Source organism: Pseudomonas sp. ACN5 (assembly GCF_002303975.1).
In the GTDB taxonomy this organism is placed as follows: domain Bacteria; phylum Pseudomonadota; class Gammaproteobacteria; order Pseudomonadales; family Pseudomonadaceae; genus Aquipseudomonas; species Aquipseudomonas laurylsulfatiphila.
In genome coordinates this window covers 1-21,393 of record NZ_MRCP01000020.1, presented here as the reverse complement: position 1 = coordinate 21,393, position 21,393 = coordinate 1, and the positions used below count along the sequence as shown (strand labels likewise).

The 21,393-nt window shown below is 61.7% G+C and carries 24 protein-coding genes; 6 read left to right on the top strand and 18 right to left on the bottom strand.

What is annotated here, in order from left to right:
* Nucleotides 1-128: 128 nt before the first annotated feature.
* Together dapA and BSF40_RS27580 are read left to right on the top strand one after the other, a co-directional pair.
* Entirely contained in the window at nucleotides 129-1,004 is an 876-nt protein-coding gene (dapA, locus tag BSF40_RS27585) for a 4-hydroxy-tetrahydrodipicolinate synthase (protein WP_095967681.1), read from the top strand.
* 60 nt (nucleotides 1,005-1,064) lie between these two features.
* The gene (locus BSF40_RS27580) at nucleotides 1,065-1,439 is read left to right on the top strand and encodes a DUF2784 domain-containing protein (protein ID WP_095967680.1); all 375 of its coding nucleotides are present in this window, start codon (nucleotides 1,065-1,067) and stop codon (nucleotides 1,437-1,439) included.
* Nucleotides 1,440-1,513: 74 nt separating this feature from the next.
* Here the strand turns inward: BSF40_RS27580 and BSF40_RS27575 are convergent, their stop codons facing one another.
* A complete protein-coding gene (locus BSF40_RS27575; RefSeq protein ID WP_095967679.1) occupies nucleotides 1,514-3,058 on the bottom strand; it encodes a sensor domain-containing diguanylate cyclase in 1,545 nt (514 codons plus the stop codon).
* Nucleotides 3,059-3,139: 81 nt separating this feature from the next.
* Nucleotides 3,140-3,667, bottom strand: a complete 528-nt coding sequence (locus BSF40_RS27570; RefSeq protein WP_095967678.1) for a DUF3087 domain-containing protein — start codon at nucleotides 3,665-3,667, stop codon at nucleotides 3,140-3,142.
* Between the two features lie 235 nt (nucleotides 3,668-3,902).
* Between BSF40_RS27570 and ppnN the strand changes: the two genes are divergently transcribed.
* Both ppnN and BSF40_RS27560 read left to right on the top strand, forming a co-directional pair.
* A complete protein-coding gene (gene ppnN, locus BSF40_RS27565; protein ID WP_095967677.1) occupies nucleotides 3,903-5,276 on the top strand; it encodes a nucleotide 5'-monophosphate nucleosidase PpnN in 1,374 nt (457 codons plus the stop codon).
* An 89-nt stretch (nucleotides 5,277-5,365) separates the two neighbouring features.
* A complete protein-coding gene (locus tag BSF40_RS27560; protein ID WP_095967676.1) occupies nucleotides 5,366-5,806 on the top strand; it encodes an NUDIX hydrolase in 441 nt (146 codons plus the stop codon).
* A gap of 1,159 nt (nucleotides 5,807-6,965) precedes the next feature.
* On the opposite strand, the gene BSF40_RS27550 is transcribed toward BSF40_RS27560, so the two are convergent.
* The 16 genes from BSF40_RS27550 to BSF40_RS27475 form a co-directional block, all read right to left on the bottom strand.
* Nucleotides 6,966-7,505 (bottom strand): type II secretion system protein, encoded by a 540-nt coding sequence (locus BSF40_RS27550; RefSeq protein WP_095967675.1) that lies wholly within the window; start codon nucleotides 7,503-7,505, stop codon nucleotides 6,966-6,968.
* The gene (locus BSF40_RS27545; protein WP_015095746.1) at nucleotides 7,480-7,854 is read right to left on the bottom strand and encodes a type II secretion system protein; all 375 of its coding nucleotides are present in this window, start codon (nucleotides 7,852-7,854) and stop codon (nucleotides 7,480-7,482) included. The genes BSF40_RS27550 and BSF40_RS27545 overlap by 26 nt, the downstream gene beginning before the upstream one ends.
* 4 nt (nucleotides 7,855-7,858) lie before the next feature.
* The gene (locus BSF40_RS27540) at nucleotides 7,859-8,332 is read right to left on the bottom strand and encodes a type II secretion system protein (protein WP_095967674.1); all 474 of its coding nucleotides are present in this window, start codon (nucleotides 8,330-8,332) and stop codon (nucleotides 7,859-7,861) included.
* 2 nt (nucleotides 8,333-8,334) lie between these two features.
* The gene (locus tag BSF40_RS27535) at nucleotides 8,335-10,161 is read right to left on the bottom strand and encodes a secretin N-terminal domain-containing protein (protein ID WP_095967673.1); all 1,827 of its coding nucleotides are present in this window, start codon (nucleotides 10,159-10,161) and stop codon (nucleotides 8,335-8,337) included.
* Nucleotides 10,158-10,676, bottom strand: coding sequence for a hypothetical protein (locus BSF40_RS27530; RefSeq protein WP_095967672.1), 519 nt, complete (start codon nucleotides 10,674-10,676; stop codon nucleotides 10,158-10,160). Before BSF40_RS27530 ends, BSF40_RS27535 begins: the two co-directional genes overlap by 4 nt.
* Nucleotides 10,676-11,224: a GspMb/PilO family protein gene (locus BSF40_RS27525; protein WP_015095750.1), complete on the bottom strand. Its 549-nt coding sequence runs from the start codon at nucleotides 11,222-11,224 to the stop codon at nucleotides 10,676-10,678. The genes BSF40_RS27530 and BSF40_RS27525 overlap by 1 nt, the downstream gene beginning before the upstream one ends.
* On the bottom strand, nucleotides 11,211-11,756 hold the full coding sequence (locus BSF40_RS27520) for a PilN domain-containing protein (RefSeq protein ID WP_095967671.1): 546 nt from the start codon (nucleotides 11,754-11,756) through the stop codon (nucleotides 11,211-11,213). Before BSF40_RS27520 ends, BSF40_RS27525 begins: the two co-directional genes overlap by 14 nt.
* 1 nt (nucleotide 11,757) lies before the next feature.
* Nucleotides 11,758-12,561, bottom strand: a complete 804-nt coding sequence (locus tag BSF40_RS27515) for a hypothetical protein (protein ID WP_095967670.1) — start codon at nucleotides 12,559-12,561, stop codon at nucleotides 11,758-11,760.
* Complete coding sequence (locus tag BSF40_RS27510; protein ID WP_095967669.1) at nucleotides 12,542-14,248, bottom strand: GspE/PulE family protein; 1,707 nt, start codon at nucleotides 14,246-14,248, stop codon at nucleotides 12,542-12,544. The genes BSF40_RS27515 and BSF40_RS27510 overlap by 20 nt, the downstream gene beginning before the upstream one ends.
* Before the next feature lie 84 nt (nucleotides 14,249-14,332).
* Nucleotides 14,333-14,866 (bottom strand): response regulator, encoded by a 534-nt coding sequence (locus tag BSF40_RS27505; protein WP_041474905.1) that lies wholly within the window; start codon nucleotides 14,864-14,866, stop codon nucleotides 14,333-14,335.
* 223 nt (nucleotides 14,867-15,089) lie between these two features.
* Nucleotides 15,090-15,401, bottom strand: coding sequence for a peptidylprolyl isomerase (locus BSF40_RS27500; RefSeq protein ID WP_095967668.1), 312 nt, complete (start codon nucleotides 15,399-15,401; stop codon nucleotides 15,090-15,092).
* A 13-nt stretch (nucleotides 15,402-15,414) separates the two neighbouring features.
* The gene (locus BSF40_RS27495; RefSeq protein ID WP_095967743.1) at nucleotides 15,415-16,965 is read right to left on the bottom strand and encodes an ABC transporter substrate-binding protein; all 1,551 of its coding nucleotides are present in this window, start codon (nucleotides 16,963-16,965) and stop codon (nucleotides 15,415-15,417) included.
* A gap of 8 nt (nucleotides 16,966-16,973) precedes the next feature.
* Complete coding sequence (locus BSF40_RS27490) at nucleotides 16,974-17,594, bottom strand: SCO family protein (RefSeq protein ID WP_095967667.1); 621 nt, start codon at nucleotides 17,592-17,594, stop codon at nucleotides 16,974-16,976.
* Nucleotides 17,591-18,247, bottom strand: coding sequence for an SCO family protein (locus tag BSF40_RS27485; protein WP_095967666.1), 657 nt, complete (start codon nucleotides 18,245-18,247; stop codon nucleotides 17,591-17,593). Before BSF40_RS27485 ends, BSF40_RS27490 begins: the two co-directional genes overlap by 4 nt.
* Nucleotides 18,244-18,453, bottom strand: a complete 210-nt coding sequence (locus BSF40_RS27480; RefSeq protein ID WP_095967665.1) for a hypothetical protein — start codon at nucleotides 18,451-18,453, stop codon at nucleotides 18,244-18,246. The genes BSF40_RS27485 and BSF40_RS27480 overlap by 4 nt, the downstream gene beginning before the upstream one ends.
* 206 nt (nucleotides 18,454-18,659) lie before the next feature.
* Nucleotides 18,660-19,268, bottom strand: a complete 609-nt coding sequence (locus tag BSF40_RS27475; protein WP_095967664.1) for a lytic transglycosylase domain-containing protein — start codon at nucleotides 19,266-19,268, stop codon at nucleotides 18,660-18,662.
* Between the two features lie 194 nt (nucleotides 19,269-19,462).
* Between BSF40_RS27475 and gspG the strand changes: the two genes are divergently transcribed.
* Nucleotides 19,463-19,897, top strand: coding sequence for a type II secretion system major pseudopilin GspG (gene gspG, locus BSF40_RS27470; protein WP_095967663.1), 435 nt, complete (start codon nucleotides 19,463-19,465; stop codon nucleotides 19,895-19,897).
* A 5-nt stretch (nucleotides 19,898-19,902) separates the two neighbouring features.
* Nucleotides 19,903-21,099 (top strand): type II secretion system F family protein, encoded by a 1,197-nt coding sequence (locus BSF40_RS27465; RefSeq protein ID WP_095967662.1) that lies wholly within the window; start codon nucleotides 19,903-19,905, stop codon nucleotides 21,097-21,099.
* The last annotated feature ends 294 nt before the right edge of the window (nucleotides 21,100-21,393 follow it).

The following is a 21,393-nucleotide window of genomic DNA, read 5'->3' as shown; positions in this document are numbered from 1 at the left end:
ACCGGGGCGCGCTGTCCCGTCAGATGAGCTGACAGGACATTGAGCGCGACGGACCACACTCCCCTTGCTTACTCTCCTTCCATGCCCCTGACGGTGACGAAATCGGTCAACCATCAGGAGAAAAAAGCATGTCAGCGTTTCAGGGTATCTGGGTTCCACTGGTCACCCCCTTCCACAACGGCGCCATCGATTTCGTCGGCTTGCGCCGGCTGGTCAGCCATCTGCTGGAAAAAGGTATCGACGGCCTCATCGTTTGCGGCACCACCGGCGAGCCGGCGGCGATGGGCAAACATGAGCAACTGGCAGTGCTGGATGCGGTGCTGGAGCTGGTGCCGGCGCAACGGGTGGTCATGGGCCTGGCCGGCAACAACCTGACCGAGTTGTTGCAGTTCCAGAGCGAGATTCTCAAGCGCCCGGTGGCGGGCCTGCTGGTGCCGGCGCCGTATTACATCCGCCCGTCCCAGGCCGGCCTCGAAACGTTTTTCCGCACGGTCGCCGATGCCTCCAGCGTGCCACTGATTCTCTACGACATCCCCTACCGAACCGGCGTGGCCTTCGAACAGTCGACCCTGCTCAACATCGTCGCCCACGAGCGGATCGTCGCGATCAAGGATTGCGGCGGTAACTTCTCCAACACCCTCGCCTTGCTCGATAGCGGCCAGGTCGACGTGCTGTGTGGCGAAGACAACCAGATCTTCAATGCCCTGTGCCTGGGCGCCAAAGGCGCGATTGCCGCGTCGGCGCATGTCCATCCGGAACTGTTCGTGCAGTTGCACCGGCAGATCCGCGACAACCAATTGGCTGAAGGCCGCGCCACGTTTTTCCGTCTGCTGCCGCTGATCAACAGCCTGTTCCTGGAACCCAACCCGGCCCCGGTGAAAACCGCGCTGGCCCTGCAAGGCTTGATCGGAGACGAACTGCGCGCACCGATGCAATGCAGCAGCGAATCAATGACCGCACGTTTGAAAGGCGTGCTCAGGACATTGGATCGCGACAATCGATAGAGCGTCGGCCTGCGGCCCGAGTACCATGGAGCGATTCGATCAGCCTTCAGGGGCACCGACATGCTGTACCGAATCGCCGCCGACGGGCTGATGCTGTTTCACCTGTCGTTCATTGTGTTTGTCGTGTTCGGCGGGCTGCTGATACTCAAATGGCGCCACCTGATCTGGTGGCATCCGCCCGCTGCGCTGTGGGGGATGGCGGTGGAGTTCTTCCACCTGCCCTGCCCGCTGACCGACTGGGAAAACCACATGCGCCATGGAGCCGGGCAAACCGGTTATGGCGGTGGGTTCATCGAGCATTACATTTGGCCGGTGATTTACCCGGCGGGCCTTACGCCGACCATTCAACTGGGTTTGGGCAGCGTGGTGTTGGTGATCAATGTGTTGGTCTATCTTCGATTGATCAGGCAGTGGCGATTGCGGCGGGTAACCTGAAACCAGGATCAAAAGATCGCAGCCTGCGGCAGCTCCTACACAGGGAACGGACCGGTTTGCCTGACGCCTGAGCCTCAGTTGGCAATCACACTCATATTGCGCCCACTGGCCTTGGCCACGTACAGCGCCTTGTCCGCCGCACCGATCAGGTCTTCGGAGCGAACCTGGGACGCACCATTGCTGGCACACACGCCAACGCTGACGGTGACGGCGCCTTCCGGGCTGTCGCTGTGGGCAATTTCAGCCTGCAGCACCGCGCGACGGATTTTCTCCGCCACCAGGAATGCCCCCACGTAGTCGTTGCCGGGCAGCACCACTGCAAACTCCTCGCCACCATAACGGGCGGCCAGGTCACCGGGGCGCTTGATGTTGTCGGTGATGATCGCACCGACCTTGCGCAAACACTCATCACCAGCCAGGTGACCGTAGCGGTCGTTGAACGGTTTGAAATGATCGACATCGATCATCAGCAGCGCCAACTCGCTCTGGCTACGCCGGGCACGGCCCATTTCGGCATCGATGAACGCGTCGAGCTGACGCCGGTTGGCCAGCCCCGTCAGCGCATCCTTGAGGGCCAGGCCTTCAAGGTTGCGATTGACCTCCAGGAGCTTGTCCTGGGTGTCCAGCAACTCGACCTGCGCCAGGTTCTGCTGCTTCATCAGTTTGATCAGCCGGAACCCCAGTACCCCGAGAACACTGAGCAACAGCGTGACGATGCCGGCGCTGAGCAGCGTTTCCTTGCGCCAACTGGCCAGCACTTCATCCTTGTTCAGCGCGACAAAAACGATCAGTGGATAACCCTCGACCCGGCGGTACCCCGTCACCCGCTCGACACCGTCGACGACCGACGTGATCGTGGCCGTGCCCGCATCGCCCTTGGGCAGCAACCGGGTGAACAACGGGCTCTTGGCGAGACTGCTGCCGATATCCGTCTCCTTGAAGGGTCGGCGAATGATAATGCTGGCGTTGTCGGCGATCAGGGTGATCACGCCGTTGCTGCCCATGTCGATGCTGTCGTAGAGCTGCAGGAAATGACTGAGGTAGATCGTCGCCAGTGCCACGCCGGCAAAACTGCCGTCGGGATGATTGAGCCGACGCGAAACCGTCAGGATCCACTCGCCGCTCGAACGGCTCTTGATCGACGGCCCGATGTGCGGCCCACGGCTGGGGTTGTCGCGATGGAAGATGAAGTATTCGCGGTCGGAATTGTTGACGCCGGTTTGGCCGGCGCCATTGGAATTGGCGAGCCACTGCCCTTTTTCGTCGAAAACGAACAAGCCATGGAGCTGGCTCAACTCACTGCGCTGGGCATTGAGCAATGCCGGCAGCCGGGATTGATCCACGCCGTCGTGTTCCAGACGATCGACCAACGTGAACAGCAGCGTATCGGCCTGCTTGATCGTTGCCTGTGCTTGCGAAGCCAGCGTCTGCGCAAGGTTGGACATCACCACTTCCTTGTCATGCAGGTGGTACTGGCGTGAGCTCCAGGCTTCCCAGATCACGATAGCCACCATCGACAGGCACACCGCCATCAGCAAGGTCACCGCCGAGCGGACCTTGAGCCTTGGCACGGCTGACCGAAGCATTTGAATTTGATCGTTGATCAATGGATGTCCCATGGTGCTCCCTGTGTCGATGACGGACGAACCTTCCTGATCGCCGTTTTTGCTCACTATGCCCGAGCCGGGCTCGCCATGATGTTAGCGCGACACCTGCTTGACCGCCTCCAGCCACGCCGGATCCAGCCGAGTCTGTTGGATTTCGATGCCCTGCGCTTGCATCCGTTCCTTGTGCTGGTCCATTTCGCGGATCAACTGGCCATGGTCACTGGAGTTTCCATCGAGTTGATGCATCTGGTTCAAGCCCAAATGGTAGAAACGCAACAGCTTCATCGCAACCGGATCACCCCGTTCCACGGCAGCCGTTACATGATGCATGACATTGGTGATGCTCATCAGGCTGCGCTTGAGCTGCCAACTGTAGACCGCAGGCGCCATCCACGCCTGGCGCCAGAACACCTTGCGCATCAGCACGACCATCGCCAGCACGGCAACAAACACGCCACCGACGTTGAAGCGTAGATTGTCGCCCCCAGGCGTGCCGAACAGCGCCACCGCCGCCGTGGACAGCAGCATCGCCAGCGCCAGGAAGATCAGGGCAATGATGACCGTGCTGCGCCGCGTCTGTTGCCGGTAGGTGTCAGCGTTCATCGGCTGGATTTCGAACATTGCGTCGGTTTTTCCTGAGCTGAAAGGGTAAAAAGGGGGCTGAGGCAAAAAGTCAGCGGGCCATTATCGCCTCTGCGAGGGATTTAGCTATGCTGGAGCTCCTTTTCATCTTTTCATCGTCAATCGGGGGACATGGCGAGACCGCGCAGTTCGTGCCATCTTCTTTCATGAATACACATCATTCGGATGCCATTCGTAGTTGCTGTGTGAATGACATCGTTTTAAGGATCATTGAATGACCCAACGCCAAGTTATCAACGCCTCCGTCAGTCCCAAAGGCAGCCTGGAAACGCTCTCGCAACGGGAAGTCCAGCAATTGAGCGAAGCCGGTTCCGGCAGTATCTACAGCCTCTTCCGCCAGTGCGCCCTGGCCATCCTCAACACCGGCGCCCATGTCGACAACGCCAAGACCATTCTGGAAGCCTACAAGGATTTCGAGATCCGCATTCACCAGCAGGACCGAGGCGTACGCCTGGAACTGCTGAACGCTCCGGCCGACGCCTTCGTCGACGGCGAAATGATCGCCAGCACCCGGGAGATGCTCTTCAGCGCCCTGCGTGACATCGTCTACACCGAAAACGAACTCGACAGCCAGCGCATCGACCTGAGCAACTCCCAGGGCATCAGCGACTACGTCTTCCACCTGCTGCGCAACGCCCGTACCCTGCGCCCCGGCGTCGAGCCGAAGATCGTGGTGTGCTGGGGCGGGCACTCGATCAACACCGAAGAATACAAATACACCAAGAAAGTCGGCCACGAACTTGGCCTGCGCAGCCTGGACATCTGCACCGGTTGCGGCCCCGGCGTGATGAAAGGCCCGATGAAGGGCGCGACCATCGCCCACGCCAAGCAACGCATCCACGGCGGCCGCTACCTGGGCCTGACCGAACCCGGCATCATCGCCGCCGAAGCGCCGAACCCGATCGTCAACGAACTGGTGATCCTGCCGGACATCGAAAAACGCCTGGAAGCCTTCGTCCGCGTCGGTCACGGCATCATCATCTTCCCGGGCGGCGCCGGTACGGCCGAAGAATTCCTGTACCTGCTGGGCATCCTGATGCACCCGGACAACGCAGGCCTGCCCTTCCCGGTCGTCCTCACAGGGCCCAAACATGCCGCGCCGTACCTGGAGCAACTGGACGCGTTCGTCGGCGCCACCCTGGGCGACGCCGCCAAGCAGCACTACCAGATCATCATCGATGACCCGGCCGAAGTGGCGCGCCAGATGACCCAGGGCCTCAAGGCGGTCAAGCAGTTCCGCCGCGAGCGCAACGATGCGTTCCACTTCAACTGGCTGCTGAAAATCGACGAAGGCTTCCAGCGCCCGTTCGACCCGACCCACGAAAACATGGCCAACCTGAAACTGAGCCTCGACCTGCCCTCCCACGAACTGGCGGCCAACCTGCGCCGCGCGTTCTCCGGCATCGTCGCCGGCAACGTCAAGGACAAGGGCATCCGCCTGATCGAAGAGCACGGGCCCTACCAGATCCGTGGCGACGCGGCGATCATGCAACCGCTGGACCTGCTGCTCAAAGCCTTCGTCGCCCAGCACCGCATGAAACTGCCGGGCGGCGCGGCGTATGTGCCGTGTTATCGGGTGGTGGCTTAACCCTTTCGGTCTAATAACGCCGACATGAGCTTTACCGTCGCAAGCCGCAGTGAAAGCTGCGGTTCGCGGCACTCTATGGAAAGAAAAAAATGCGCCAACGTAATTCCGCCAGACTGCTGGTGATCAATCCTGCACAACAGGTTCTGCTGTTTCACTTCCAGCACAAAGGCGATGCCCTCGACGGCCAAAGCCACTGGGCGACACCCGGTGGCGGGCTTGAGCCGGGTGAATCCTTTGAGGCTGCGGCGGTTCGTGAACTGTTTGAAGAAACCGGGCTGAATGTCGCAGCCGTGGGAGTCAGCGTTGCAGAGCGCAGTTTTGCGATGATGCTGCCAAGCGGTGAAACGGTGCTGTCGGTTGAACAGTATTTTGTGGTTCATACCGACAGTGACCGCCTGTCCCGTGAGGGCTGGACGGCTCACGAAGCCCGGGTAATGGCTGACCATAAGTGGTGGTCCGTAGCCGAACTGCGAGAGACTCGAGAAACGGTGTGGCCTGAGGAATTGATCAAGATGCTGGAAAGCGCCTGATGCATGGGTGATAGCGACACATCTGAGCAATCAGACATCCACAATGGTTCTGTGTTTAGTCCAGTGGGGCAACGTTATCCAGTGCGCGGTTGACTGCCAGGTCCGCCAGCATGATCACCTCACGTTGAGAGGTATTGGTTTCTGATTCGGGGGGATTGGGTGTGGGTTTGACCATGACGAAGCTCCTTGATTGATGGAGCCGCCACGATTCGCTGCGAAACGAAGCAGGTGGCGGCCATACGCAGGTTCGCAGACCGGGAATCAAGGAACCCGGCAGACCCGAAAGTCTCCCGCGCACAGCCGCCATAACGCAAAACAGTGGGCGAACAAAAGCGCCAACTGTATGGAAACGGTGGCGCTGAGCGCCTTGATTAACCCGGGCTGCGAAACCCGGTCGCTGAATTTGCAGCGACCCGACAACGATAGAGTCAGGGTCCAAGGCCCACAAGCCGGCGGATTCTGGCGTAGTTGTAGGCAACGACGCAAGGCGGTGTAGCCTCACTCCTGGTCCTACAGCCTTGCCTGACGTCCATAATTTCTGGCCATTTTGCTGGTGTGAGGCAGAGGATTTTCGTTGGCTGCAAGGCCGTCTTCGCGAGCAGGCTCGCTCCCACAGGGATTGGGTATACCTGTGAGAAATTGGTCGCCTGGCAGGCCGTCTTCGCGAGCAAGCCCGCTCCCACAGAAGAGCAAAGGCAGGTCGGCGTACACCTTCGCTCTTCACCACTCATCAGGCCGAGCGTTAGCTCGCCTGCAGCTTGTGATCTTGATCCACCCGCCCCCTCGGCAGGCTGAGTGGAGGTGTTCATCCGGGGATGGGCGCGCAGCGCCGTTCGACGCAGTCGAACTCATTGCATGTAGGTCGAAGCGAAGCCGACCGGAGGGCAATGCCCCCGGATGGACACCGGAGCGAAGGAACCCCGAGCCTAAGCGAGGGGCCGTACGTAAGGGGCGAGACCTTTTGGTTACTTTTGGCTGGGCCGGCACTCCGGGCGTTTGCCAAAAGTGACCCGCTGTAAGAGCGGAACCATAAGCCGCCGTTACCAAAAAAACGGATATGTACACAGTCAAAAAAAGACAGGTCGGCTATCAGGCCGCCTTCGCGAGCAAGCCCACAATTGGACCCGGTATATCTGGCGCAAAACCCGCTCCCAAGAGTTCAAGGCTGCAATGCCTGGGGCGCGGTGGACTGTTCTTTCGGCAGCCCCTCGGTGCCATCGAGGACAACTTTCTCGGCCACGAACTGCCAATCCTTGTAGCTGGCCATGCCTTTGAAGTCCGACCACTCGCTGGGAAAGTTCTCTTGTTTGAGCGGCTTCTGCTCGGACGGGCAGTACACACCGTTGATCCGCCCGTCGACACCGCGCATCAGCTCCCATTCGCCCCCCGTCATCGGCTCCGGGTACAACTGGCGGATATGGTGCCTGGCCGACGGGAAGCGCTCGTCCTGCAACAGGTCCGCGAGTTCTTTCGGGTACATGGCGACGCCGGGCGAACTGCGGTAATAGCTGCGCAGCGCCTGGGCATACTGCGTACCGACCCAGAGCAACTGGTGTTCGCGATCCCGGCGTGAAGCGGTGGCCCACAACTCGCCGGCACTGGCCAGGCCCATGCCGATCACGACAATCAGAAACAGCACACCCAGGTAGGTGAAGCCGTCCTGACCCGAAGGCTTACCACTCGGAATAAAGGCTGCCATCACGCGCCCTCCCGCTGGCGCCACTCTTGATATCGGCCACCCCGCCCGCCACGCCATCCGGTGGCGCGACCACGACCCAGGTGTCCTTGCGCTCGGCAATCGGGTCCAGCGGCTGGTTACGCAGGTAGCGCAGTTCGACCAGCTGTTCGATGGAGTCCGGATAACGCCCGGTGTCGCCGTAGTAGTGATCCAGCGCCTCGCGCATGGACGACAGGCTCTGGCGCAGGGTGGTCTCTTTCGAGGCTTCCAGGCTGGTGAAGTAGCGTGGCATGGCGATCGTCATCAGGGTCGCGATGATTGCCATGACCACCATCAGTTCCAACAGGGTAAAACCCTTTTGCCGACGCATATGCTCACCACTCACGATAGGCGATGCCGTTCAGACCCTTGCCCCGGGCCTTGGAGTAAACGTCAAAGACGTCCCGGCCCTCGCGCGGGTTCTCAGCCGAACTGTCATAGGCACGCAGGCCCCAGCCGCCCTCGTCGTCACGCTTGACGGTGGCCAGCGGATCACGGGGGATGCGCCGCAGGAAGTAGAACTTGGCCCCCTTGGCGCTGCGCACGTCACGTACGCCCTCGACCAGCACTTTCAGGTTCGGCGGGTAGCCGTTGCTGTCGAGCGACTTCTCGATGTAGCCGGCGTCGAAGGCGCGTTTGTAGGCGTCGATGCCATCGCGGATCTGGTACAGCGCGGTCCGCAGTTCCTGCTCTTTGCCACGGCGCACCACCGTCTCGGTCAGCGGTGCGGCCATGCCGGCCAACAGGCCGACCAGGGCCAGCGTCACCACGACTTCGACCAGGGTAAAACCGCGTTGCGAGGCGCTCATGATCAAGGCTTCCCGACAGTAACCGTGGTGGCGATCGGTGCGCTCATGGGGCCGGTCTGAACCGTCGTTTTCATCGAACGGTCAGGGGCCTGGATGTGCATGCTGGTTTCAGTGCCGGTCGAGAATTCCATGTCCGACGGGCTCTGGTATGGCAGGTTGCGCACGATCCGCGGGGTGATCGACAGCACCAGTTCGGATTTGCTGATGTCGTCTTTGTTGCTGCCGAACAGGCGGCCCAGGCCAGGAATGTCGCCAAGGCCAGGGATCTTGTTACCGCTGCTGCCATGGTCGTTGCGCACCAGACCGGCGAGGATCTGGGTTTCGCCATCATGCAGACGCAAGGTGGTCTGGGCGTTGCGGGTATCGACCTGGACCGGAATGGTGCCCTGAGCGGTCGGCGCCAGCGGCGTGGCGTTACTGACTTCCAGCGCGACCTTGATCGCCACTTCGTTGTTCAGGTGCACGATGGGCTGCACTTCAAGCTTCAGACCGACGTCGAGGTAAGTCACGCTTTCGGTGATCACCGGCCCCTGGGTCGAAGGCACCGAGGTGGCGCTGATGATGGGCACGCGCTGACCGATGTGGATGCGCGCCTGTTCGCGGTTGCTCACCCGGATCACCGGGCTGGCCAGGGTATTGATGTCCTTGTCCTGGGCGTTGATCTTGGCCTGTGGCGCCGGGCTGATGGAAATCCGGCTGGAGTCGATACCTTTGAGTTGGTCAAGGATGGACACTGGCGAGCCGTCGCTGTTGATCACACCGAAGGTGTTGGGCCATTGCAGGCCGAGGTCGAGAATGCGCTGACGGGCCACTTCCATCACTTCCACTTCCAGCACCACTTCGGGGTTGGACTGGTCCTGCGATTGCAGCAGTTTTTCCGCCATGCGGATGGCGTCGCCCGAGTCGCGCATGGTCAGGGTATTGAGGCGTTCATCGACGAACACGTCGCGGGTCTTGAGCATGGTCTTGATCATGTTCAGCGCGGTATTGGCATCGATGCTGGTCAGGTAGAAGGTGCGCATCACCAGTTCCTGATAATCCTTGAGCTTCTGCGGCGAGTCCGGGTAGATCAGCAAGGTGTTTTCATTCACCACTTTCTGATGCAACTGGTTCTGTTGCAGCAGCAGTTCCACGGCGTCTTCGATGCGCACATCACGCACGAAGATCGTGGCTTTCATGTCCGGGCGCAGGTCCTTGTCGAAGATGAAGTTCAGGCCGGCGACCTGGGACAGCACTTCGAAAATGGTCTTGAGGTTGGCGTCGCGAAACTCCAGGGTCACCGGCCGGTCCAGGCGTGTGCGCAACTGCGGGTACTGCACCACGTTGCGGCTCTGCACCAGGCGGATGCTGTCTTGCAGTTCCCGGGCACCCTCGTTCTGCGGGTCCAGTTCGAGAATCTGCTTGACCTGACGGTCGGCACCGTAGATGTCACCGCGACGCAGGTCGCCACGGGCCATTTCGAGTTTCTCGTCCATGCTGCGCAAGTAGTCGAGTTGACGCAGGGAATCCTGGGCACGACGGTTGTTCGGTTCGATGCTCAGGACCCGGCTGTAGCCCATGCGGGCCCCGGCGAAATTACGCTGGGCGCGGTCCATGTCGGCCTGGGTCAGCAGTGCCGTCACGGCGCGGGCCCGACCGCTGTTGAGCGCTATGTGCAGATCGGTATCGCGAGGGTTCTCGCGCAACCCCTGTTCGATGCGAGCCAGGCCAGCTTCGTACTGGCCAGATTCCATCAGGGCGGAAGCTTCTTCCTTGGCGACCTGCGCCGAACTGCATGCAGCCAGCCCTGCGCAGAGACAAAGGCTCATCAACAAACGGGATTTGTTCATTCCGTACTCCCCACAGACAGAGTCTGAGCCAAATGCAAAGGCAGGTAGACCAGGCTCAGTTCCTTATCGGAAATGCGCTCGATCCGCCAGGTTTCGTCGATGACATCCCCTTTGCGCACGACGTATATTTTTTCGCCGCTCTGCAAGAACACCTGCAGATCGGAACGGTCGTCCAGCCTGCCGACAAACTGGAAGGGCAACGGCGGTGCAGTGGGGACCTGCACCTCTGGAGTCACGACTACCGGTTGTTCAATGACGGTGCCGAGGGCCGGCTCCGCGTTCCAGCTGCGGGCGGCGAACAGGTCGCCTGCAGGGCTCAGGTCCTTGATCGGCACGACCGCCGCGGCGCTCGATGCAGCCGCCGCTGCGCCCGGGGCCTTGCCTTTGGCTGAGGTGGCCACGGCGGCCACCGCAGGGTCGCTGTCGTCAGCCTGCCTGAAGTATTCGGGGAACCAGGCGAGCGCTGCCGCTACACCGAAGAACGCCACCCAGCCCACCACTCGTTTGGTATTCATCATGACCTCGACAGATAAAGGGTCATGCGGATCCGCCCGGTCAGGTCGGTATCGGCGATATTCTTGCGCTGAAGCTCCACATCCTCGAGCACCACCGCCGGCAACTGGCCGAGCAAGGCGTGCAGGAAACGCCGCAGTTGCGGATAGCTGCCACGTACCGGCAGCAGAATCTGATAACGGGCCAGGTGCGTCTTGGGGTCCACGCCCAGGGAGTATTCCCCCCGGGACAAGGTGATGCGCTCCTGGGCGGCCAGGGCGTAGATCTTGTCGATGGCCACGGTGGCCTGGGGCTGGGACGGCAACTTGCTGCGAAAATCGTCGAGCTGGCGTTGCGGCACCACCGGTGCAGCCACTGTGCCGTCTTCGACCCTGGCCAGGTACTCGGTGGCTTCGCGGGTCTGCTGGCTGAGGCTTTGCAGCGACTGCCAGTCCGGCAGCAATCCGGCCAGGCCATAGCTCAGCGCCAGCACCAGCATGGCCAACCCTGCCAGCCCCGGAGCCCCCAGGCCTTGCAGGTATTCGTGGACGATCAATTTATGGATTTGCATCGCCGATCTCCCAGGTAGCCGACAGGTTGAACTGCACCGGGTGTTCCGGCACGTTGGCGACAATTTCGTGGCTCAGCAGCGACACGTCGGACAGCTCGTCACTGGCTTCGAGGCGGCGGTGGAAATCGAGCATGGCGTCCAGGTCCATCGCCTCGGCGCTGATCCGGACCTGGCCTTTACGGGCGTCCGGGGTCAGGGTCAGCAGGGCAATGTTGTCCCGCGGCATGGCTTCCAGCGTGGCGAACAGACGCTCCCAGGGACGGCGCAACTGCTGGGAGACCTTGCGCATTTCGGCCAGGTTCTGCGCCTGCTCGCGAGTTTGTGCCGGGGTCAGGCCGGGCTTGCTGCCGTTGTCGCCGGTGAGCACCCGCTGGGTGGTTTGCAGGTGGCCCTGCTGTTGTTCGGCCTCGTTGCTCAGGTGCTGCTGCACCAGAGCGCAAGTCAGTGTCAGCACCACGCCACCGGCCAGCAGGCTCCAGCCCAGGGGACCTGCACGGCGGCGCGGCTGAAAGTCGAGCATCAGGGGGCGCATGTCAGGCCACCGCCCGGGACATGACGTACAGGCAATCGCGTACGGCTGTCCGGTCTTCTTCGAGAGTGCGCAGATGCACACCGGGCACATCAGGGTGCGAGTCGATACGCGCCGGCGCATGCAGGTAGACCGTCAACGGCCGCTCGCTGGTTGACGCCTGCAACTGGTTCTCACGGCCGATCAGCGCCGTCAGGGCCGCATCACTGTCGCTGCTGCCCACCGAGCGCACTGAAGCCCAGCGCCCTTCCCGGGCCAGCAGCAGTACGCTGCGTACCGGTTCGGCGACCACGAACAGGAAGTCCCCGGCATCAAGGCTTTTATCGAAATGGTTGAACGCCGCCATCAGGTACGGCTGCACCGAACGCAGGCGCAAGCCACGCGCGCTGACCAGGGCGCGCAGGCGGTCGAGCAAGTCCTGGGGCAGCGCGGTGGCGATGCGGTCATAACCGGCAGGTTCAGCCGACAGCACCAGGCTCCAGGGTTGCGTCGGGGCACCGTAGAGGTCCTCGAAACACAGTTGGGCGAAGCCAAGCAATTCGGCCGGGCTGCTGATCTGATCGCTCCAGGGCACCAGGCAATAGCGGCTGAAGTGTCCGGAGACCACCACCGTCAGTTCCGCCCTGGCAACGGCGTGCTCGGCCAGCAAACGGTCGAGGGTGTCGAGGGCCACCGCCCAGGCCTGGAAACCTTCGTCGATGTAGCCGACGCTGCCCAGCCAGTGGGTTGCACTGCCTTGCCGATGCCCCAGGCCTACACCGCTGGCGCCGAGCACGGCGACAAATTGCTCACGAGATAAAAGTGACACGATTGATCTCCTCGAGAGTGGTCCGGCCTTGTTCCACCATCTCCAGCGCCGACTCGCGCAACAGGCGCAAGCCACGTTTGCAGGCATGGGCCTTGATTTTCGAGATGGGTTGGCGCTCGACGATCATTTGCCGCAGTTCGTCATCCAGGTGCAGCAGCTCGGCAATCGCACTGCGCCCGCGATACCCGGTGCCCCGGCAATGCCCGCAACCCTTGCCGTGGACGAACCGGTAGTGAGCGACCTTTTGCGGATCGAGCCCCGAGACCTCCAGCTCTTCTTCTGTCGGGCTGTAAGGGGCGCTGCAACTGGTGCAGACCAGACGGATCAAACGCTGGGCCAGTACGGCATTGAGTGCCGAGACCAGGCTGTACGGATCGATTTCCATCTGGGTGAATCGGCCAATCACGTCGAACACGTTGTTGGCGTGGATGGTGGTGAACACCAGGTGACCGGTGAGCGCCGATTGCACGGCGATCTGTGCGGTGTCCGGGTCGCGGATTTCACCGACCATGATCTTGTCCGGGTCATGACGCAGGATCGAGCGCAGGCCCCGGGCGAAGGTCAGGCCCTTTTTCTCGTTGACGGGGATTTGCAGTACGCCCGGCAGTTGATATTCCACCGGGTCTTCAATGGTGATGATCTTGTCCACACCGTGGTTGATCTCGGTGATCATCGCGTACAGGGTGGTGGTCTTGCCGCTACCGGTGGGCCCGGTCACCAGCACCATGCCGTAGGGTTCGGCGGCCAGCCGGCGCAACTGGCGCAGGGTATCTTCTTCAAAGCCCAGGGCCTGCAGTTGCACGCCACAGACTTTGTCGGCGAGGTCCTGTTTGTCGAGCACCCGCAGCACCGCGTCTTCGCCGAAGATGCTCGGCATGATCGACACCCGGAAGTCGATCTGCCGGCCGCTGATGCCGATCTTGAAACGACCGTCCTGGGGCACGCGCTTTTCGCCGATGTCCAGTTCAGCCATGACCTTGACTCGGGAAATCACTTGCTCGGCGAACTCGCTGCCCTGGATCTTGCTGATGTTGTTGAGCACACCGTCGATCCGGTACTTGATCACCAGGCCGCTGCCGGTGGTGCCCAGGTGGATGTCGCTGGCGTGCATTTTCAGCGCGTCGTACAGCGTCGAGTTGACCAGCTTGACCACCACGCTGGCGTCTTCGCTGATGCTGGTCAGGGACAGGCTTTGCAGGGTGTCGATCTCGGTTGCGCCCTCGGCATGGGCGTTGAGCGACTCCACCGCGTGGAAACTTTCTTCGTGACGCGCCAGGTAGGCCTTCAGGTCGTCGGCATGCACCAGGTACAGCGGCGCGCCATGCAGGCATTCATCGATCCAGGCCAGGCGTGCGCTGTCGAAGGGGTCGGCGAATACGCCGATGACCGCATCGTCGTGACGCAGCAGGATGAATTCTCGCTTGAGGCATTGGGCCAGGGTCACCCGGTCGAACACCGGGGTGGCACTGAACAGGCTGTCGGTGTCGAGCACCGGATAGTGCAGGGTTACACCCAGGCACTGGATGAAAGGCATGGGAGCCAGTTCACTCAACGCCCCGAGGGTGTCCAGCATCCGCTCGCCGGAACTGGTGGCCAGGGCGCGGGCCTGGGCCAGTTGTTCACTGGTGAAACGAGTCGGTACACCTTCCACTTGCGCCGGTTCTACGGCAAGGGATAGACGGTCCATGGCTTGCTCTCCAACGCCCGGGGCTTAGAGCCCTGTCAGCGCGGCGAGCCATTTCGGCACGGGCCGGAACGTCTTGTCGCGCCACTACTCCCCGGTGAGCAATTGTTCGTCGTCTGGCGCCATGGAAGCCGATGTATTTTTTCGGCGATCTGCAAGCACCCAACTACCGTCGTACAACTGCAGCGGGAAACTCTCGGTCCTGCTCTGGCGTCGTTCGACGAATCCTTCGGAGGTGCTCACACCCGGCCTGGGCTCGCGCCGCCTGTCCAGAAGATCAAGCACTGCACGGGCCAATTCCGCCAACGGAAAGGGCTTGAACAGGATATGGCTGACTCCCAGTAGCCGGGCCCGCTCGCAAACTTCCGCGGTTGGATGCCCTGTGATCAGCACAAAATGGCACTTCCTGTTCTGGCGGACGGCATCGAGCACCTGAAAGCCTTCCATATCGGGCAAGCGGTAATCGAACACCATCACATCGGGTGCGAAATCGTCTGCTTCGGCGATTCCATGTGCACCGTCGTGAGCAATCCGGACTTCCAGCGCTTGCGCCTGCAGGTAATCCTGGAGGTTTTGTGCCAGCAGCTGTTCGTCATCAACAACCAGTACTTTGTTCAACAAGGTCGACTCCTTGAAACCGCAGGTCCGGGTTTTGAACCTGGCGGAGCGCGTGCCCTGAGAGGACTAACGCACACTTCATGCCAGACTGAGCGCCGGTAATTTCAGGCATTCATGTCCTTGAATTTAAAAACAATGCCTTTTTTGTACAGCAATCCCATCCCCCAAAAACGGGGAAAGCGATCGGATTGGCATTGAAGTTTTTCCCCCACTGTTGGGGAACACCCTAGTCATCATCAATCCGCTCGATCCGATTGTGCGAGTGGCTGATGGCCCCCGGTGCCAGGGCAAACGCTGCAGCTTCGAACTGCGGCACCCTCCGTCCACGGGGAAAGTAACCCAGGTGACCCCCTTCGCAGGCCGACGCCTCTTCGGACCCGCCAAGGGCAACGTGGCCGAAATCGGCCCCGGCAACGATGGGGGCCCTGATCGCAGTTAAGCGTAGACCCGCGGCCTCGACTGTGGAAGCGTCAGCACCGGGCGCTACCTTGACCGGGGTATGTCGGGCCCGCAGGACCGGCAAAGTGTCGAGTTTCATGATCGGCCTCCGGTCAGGGCGTGGCAGCGACAGGTTTATAGGGGGCGACCAGATAGAACCGCTGGTCCGGCAGATCCACCGTGACGATATGGGCACCGCTCAAGCCCAGGCGTCGGCCTGGACCAAAGCTCATCAGGGGCGTCAGCCCGGTATCGAAGTCATGCAGGCCTTCCAGGGCACTGACCAGCTTTTCGCGGCTGGCATCCCGCCCGGCCTGCTTCATGCCTTCGCTGAGCAGCATCATCGAACTGAACGCGCCCACTTGCAGTATCGCGTGCTGGCCACCGAGGCCCTGGTGTTCGCGCAACTGAGTCAGGGCCAGGCGCCCGGCCAGGGTCCAGTCGCTGGGCACGAACGGATAGGCCAGGAACACCCGCCGGGAAAATCCGCTGGGCACCTGGGTCAGATTGCCCGCCACCTGGTTCGAGGTGGCGAACAGGTAAGGCACCTGCCCCGCCGTTTGCAGGCGCTCGGCCAGTCGGCTGAAGCCGCTGCTTGTGCCCAGGTAAAACACCGAGCGCGAGCCCAGGGGCAAGTCGTCCCCGCTCGGGTCGTAGGCTTGCAGGCGCACCTTTTGCCAGGCGCGCCCCTGCAAGTACCGGCTGAGTTCCTGCGCCGCCAGCCGTTGGCCGGATTCGTCCGGATAGGCGATCAACGTCGGCCCCTGAAGCACCCGCAGGCTGGCACTGGCGTAATCGGCCAGGGCGATCAATTGCTCGCGAAGCCCCGGCAGTGGTTCGAATATCTGCGGACTGGCGTGGGGCGTGCCCTGCAAGGACAGCGGCCCGATCAGCGGAATGCGGGCCCGTTCCAGGTGCACGGCGAGGTCCACGTCCAATGCCGGCGCCAGCGGGGCGATCAGGGCGAACACCTGTTCTTCATCGATCAACTGGTTCAGCGCCTTTTCGGCACTGGCGCGATCGGTACCGGGGTCGAGTATGGTCAGGCGCAACTGCCGGCCGTGAATGCCCCCCGCCTCGTTGATACGCGTCACGCAGCCCTTGAGCACCGCCGCCACCGTGACGCTCTCCTCGCTCAATGGCCCGGTGCCCGGCAGCAACGTGCCCAGGTGCAGACTGTCGGGGGTCAGGCCCGGATCGCGGTCTTCGGCCAGGCGTTTGAGGTACGCCGTGAGATTGCGTTGATCGTTCATCGACAACACGAATCGTGGCATCGATGGATCGAGCCGGTTATTGCCGGGGTCGCGCCCCTCCTGCACCGCCTGCGCCAGGGTGCTGTCGCTGTAGGCCGGGTAACTGCGGCCGTTGATGTGCTGCTGGCCATGGTTGCTGGCCAGCCGCGACCAATTCAGGTCCGGTGGGCGCACCCCGCCTTCCGGGCGTCCGAGGCCGTCGTCGCCATGACATTTGGCGCACGGCAGGCTGGTGGCCGGCAGCAGCATGTTCGATGCACCGACCCGAACCATGATCGGCTCGCCGCTGGCCGATATACCTTCGCGGTACAGGCGCTTGCCGGCACTTTCGCTGAGGTTCAGCGGCAGCGCCTGGACGCTGAGCGTGAGGCCGCCGAAGAGCAGCAGGCCAAGGACGAGGGCAGTATTGATGGCCATGGTTAGCGTCCGGCCACGGGCATTGTCAGCAGCTGCAGGCGCTGGGCAATGGCGGCCGCCGGGGCATCGGGACTGATTTTGCTCCAGCGATTGTTCGCCACGTCACCGACGATCAAGTGGGTGGAGTGCTGCTCGGGGGTCGGCACGATCTGACCGATACGACCCAGTACAAGGTCCATTTGCGCCTTGTCGCCGGTAAGAAAAAACCAGTGGGGCCCATCGATGCCCTGTTTCAAGGTGTAAGCCTTGAGTACCGCCGGGGTGTCCCGCAGCGGATCACTGGTAAGGGAGATAAAGGTGATGCCGTCGGCCTTGTCGCCGAGCACTTCACGCACTTCTTTGAGCTTGCGGGTAATCAGCGGGCAAGCATCGTCGCAACGGGTGAAAATCACATTGAGCAGCACCACACGGTCCTTCAATGCGTCGCTGTAGAAGCGCAGCATGTTGCCGTTCTGGTCCTGCAACGGCGTGTCGGTGAACCAGGTTTTCGCATCGTGGGTGCCGCTGGACGGTTGCGCGGCGGCCGCCACAGGCGCGGTCTGCTCATGCCCTTCGTGGGCAAACGCCACTGAACTGAAAATGCAGTAGCAGATGCCCAGGGTGAAGCAGTCGATGGCTCTCATGGCTGTCGCTCCATGGCAATGGCAGTGTGCTTGACGTGGGTGTTGCGTTCACCACTGAGTTTCTCGACGGCCCGGGCCAGTTCCGTCGGGTCGGTGAAACCGTAATAGCGGGTCCAGAGGCGGTTGTTGCCGTCGCCCACCAGAATCAGCGGCGAGTGGTTCTGGAAGTCACCGCCGTAGGCACCCAGGCCCTTGAGGGTGGCATCGACCGACTGCGGCGAACCGGTCAGCCAGCTCCAGCCCGGCCCCTGCTGGAAGGTGCGGGCGTAGTCGTTCAGGTGTTGGGGATCGTCACGCTGCGGGTCGATGCTGATCGACACCAGTTGCACCTCGGTGCCGACCCGCGCACCCAGCCGTTTCTGCACCTTGCCCATGATCGAGGACACCACCGGGCAGACCGTGGTGCAGCGGGTGTAGATGAAACCCATGACCACGATCTTGTTGCTCACCAGGTCTTTTTCCAGGCTGACGACCTTGCCGTTCTGGTCCAGCAAGGCCACGTCGGCAATCCTGATCCGGGCGGTCTCCTGGCCGGCCTTCCTGGCTGCCATGCCGTGCCCGGCGTGCTCGTCCGTCGAATGAGCCGGCATCTGGTCGATACCGAAGGCCAACAGGCAGAACGTCAGCATTGCGCGATGCGCGAATCGGTTCATGTCAGCTTCCTCTTAATGGGTATCGCCTGGTTCGCCCCGACACCCGGCGCGTCACCGGACAAGGGTTGGCCCGAGGCTTTGTCCATCACACGAAATTGCACGTCGGCGGGGTAGGCCAGCAGGTTCTGCAGATTGATGGTCAGGCAATCGTCGGCAGCCACCCGCTGCAAATTAATCAAGGACAAGGCGCGGGATATGCCGATCATGGACTCGGACCTCGCTGCGGGTTATCGGGGAACACTTCTCGACAAATCGTCTGGAGCAATCCGCATGCCAAAAAAAATACGTTATTAATCAGCCAGTTATAATCACGACTTGATAAGCCGGGGGATATTCCCCACCCAATCCCCAACTTTCCGACTGGGGCCACCATTCCCCACTATTGGGGAAAATCGCCCCCCGGAGGTTTCGATCACAGCGGCGCATCCGGGGACAAACCCTGCAAACGCCGATACTGGTTCAGCACGTTGGGCACATAACGCTGGGTTTCGGCGAACGGCGGGACCACGTTGCCACGGCTGAGCACCGCTTGCGGGCCGGCGTTGTAGGCCGCCACGGCGAGGCGGATATCGTTGTCGAACATCGTCATCAGGCGTTTGAGATAGCGGGCGCCGCCCTGGATGTTGGCCTTGGGGTCGTAGACGTTGGTCACGCCCATTTCGCGGGCGGTGTCGGGCATCAACTGCATCAGTCCGCGAGCGCCCTTGGGTGAGGTAGCGCGGGCGTTGTAGCTCGACTCGGTCTTGATCACCGCATGCAGCAGCGCCGCCGGCAGTTCGTTGGCCCTGGCCGCCGCCGCCACCAGTTCGGCGTAGGGTTGCGCGGCGATCATCTGCGGCTGCTGGTCGAGGCTGACGACCGGCGCATCGGGTTCTCGGATCACCCGTTCATAGTGGCGTCCGGGGCGGTGGACATTGGACAGGACGTAGCTGCCATTGGCGTCCACGGAAACAAACACATCGGCCTGGGCGGCGCCGGTCAACACCAGCAGACCCAGCAACCCGGTGGTGAGTAAGTTCATTGTCAGACCTCCCCTCCCGGCCCCGAAAAATGGGGGTATTGCCCCAATGGCCAGTCGTGCAACAGCCATACGCAAGCACTGTGCCGTAAGTGAGAAGGCGCATGGCACGGGGGGTACAGAAGGATCACCGATCATGAGCATGGCAATTGCATGCAACTGCATGGCAACACTGCTGCCTACCGTGCGAGGTCATCATGAATCAGCATCTGCGTTATGCCCGGCGAACCCAACGCGGGTTCACCCTGCTCGAACTGTTGGTGGTGCTGGTGGTGCTGGGGCTGTTGGCCGGCATCGTGGCGCCGAAGTATTTCGCCCAGTTGGGCCGTTCCGAAGTGAAAGTGGCCAAGGCACAAATAGAAGGCTTGAGCAAAGCCCTGGACATTTACCGCCTGGAGGTCGGCCATTACCCCTCGACCGAACAGGGTTTGCAGGCGCTGGTCACCGCGCCCAGCGACGAACCGCGCTGGACCGGCCCGTACCTGCAGAAAAAACTCCCCCAAGACCCTTGGGGTCGCAACTACAGCTATCGCTATCCCGGTGAAAACAGCGAGTACGACCTGTTGTCCATGGGCAAGGACGGGCAACCCGGCGGCGAAGGCGAGAACGCCGAAGTCACCAACTGGAACTGACGGATATGACGATCACGCGCTTTCATCTCAAAGCCGTCGGCAAGGCCGGTGTCGTCTCAATGACCGTCGATGCGCCGGGGCAAAGCGAAGCCAGGCGCATCGCCGAAGACCAGGGCCTGCGGGTTCTCAGCCTGCATGCCGAGCGACATTGGCGCGCGCTGCGCCTGCAAAGGCGCGAGACGTTCAACCTGGTGTTGTTCAGCCAGGAGCTGACCACCTTGCTCAACGCCGGCCTGCCGTTGATCGATGCGCTGGAAAGCCTGGCGGAAAAGGAAAACGCGCCACAAGCCCGCAAAACCCTGAGCGAGCTGGTGCGCCTGCTTTACGAGGGCAAATCGTTTTCCCAGGCCCTGGGCCAGTTGGCGGCCGTTTTCCCGCCTTTGTACGTGGCGCTGGTGCAGTCCAGCGAGAAGACCGGTGCCGTCGGCGATGCCCTGGGCCGATATGTCAGTTATCGACAGCGCATGGACGAGGTTCGCCAGAAGATCATCAGCGCGTCGATCTACCCCATGCTGTTGCTGGTTGTGGGCGGCGGTGTGGTGTTGTTCCTGATGGGCTACGTCGTGCCTCGTTTCAGCCTGGTGTTCGAAGGGCTGGGGTCGAACCTGCCGTGGTTGTCGCAGATCCTGATGAGCAGCGGCATGTTCCTTCACGCCCACCAGGGCGAATTCTTCGGTGGCTTGCTGGCCATCATCGTCGCCCTCGTCCTGCTGCAGCGCCAACCGGCGTTTCGGCGAGGGCTGGACCGCGTGATCGAAAAACTCCCCGCGGTGCACCAGCGCATCTTCATGTATGAGCTGGCACGCTTCTACCGTTCCCTGGGCATTCTGCTGCAAGGCGGCATTCCCCTCGTCACCGCCATGGGCATGGTCCGCAACCTGCTCACCGTCGCCTCCCGCAGCCGCCTGGACCAGGCCTGCGAACGGGTGCGCGAAGGGCAATCGTTGTCCACCGCTCTGGAGCTCAATCAACTGGTGACCCCCGTGTCCCTGCGCCTGCTGCGCGCCGGTGAACAGTCCGGCAACCTCGGGCAGATGATGGAACGCAGCGCCGATTTCTACGACGAAGAAATCAGCCGCTGGATCGAATGGTTCGTACGGCTGTTCGAGCCCTTGCTCATGACCTTCATCGGCCTGTTGATCGGGGTGATCGTGATCCTGATGTACATCCCGATTTTCGAACTGGCCTCGAGTATTCACTGACCTTTGGAACAGGGCCGCGCTGTCCGTTGCCTTTCTTCAACCACCCAACTGAATAAATCAGCCCGCCGAGGTGTTTAACAGGCTCCCATGGGAAAAAGCAGCACGTTGCAAGGCTCATCAACGTTCCAGGCTCAAACAAGAAGACGGAGAACGACATGCACATCAGTAAGCTTTTACTGGCAGTAGCTATTGGCGCGGTTCTGTCGGCGTCTACCGTACTGATTCCGGACAGCCTGTCCGGGGTATCCAGTGCTCAGGCCAAGGATGGGGGTAGTGGTGGTGGCGGGGGTGGTG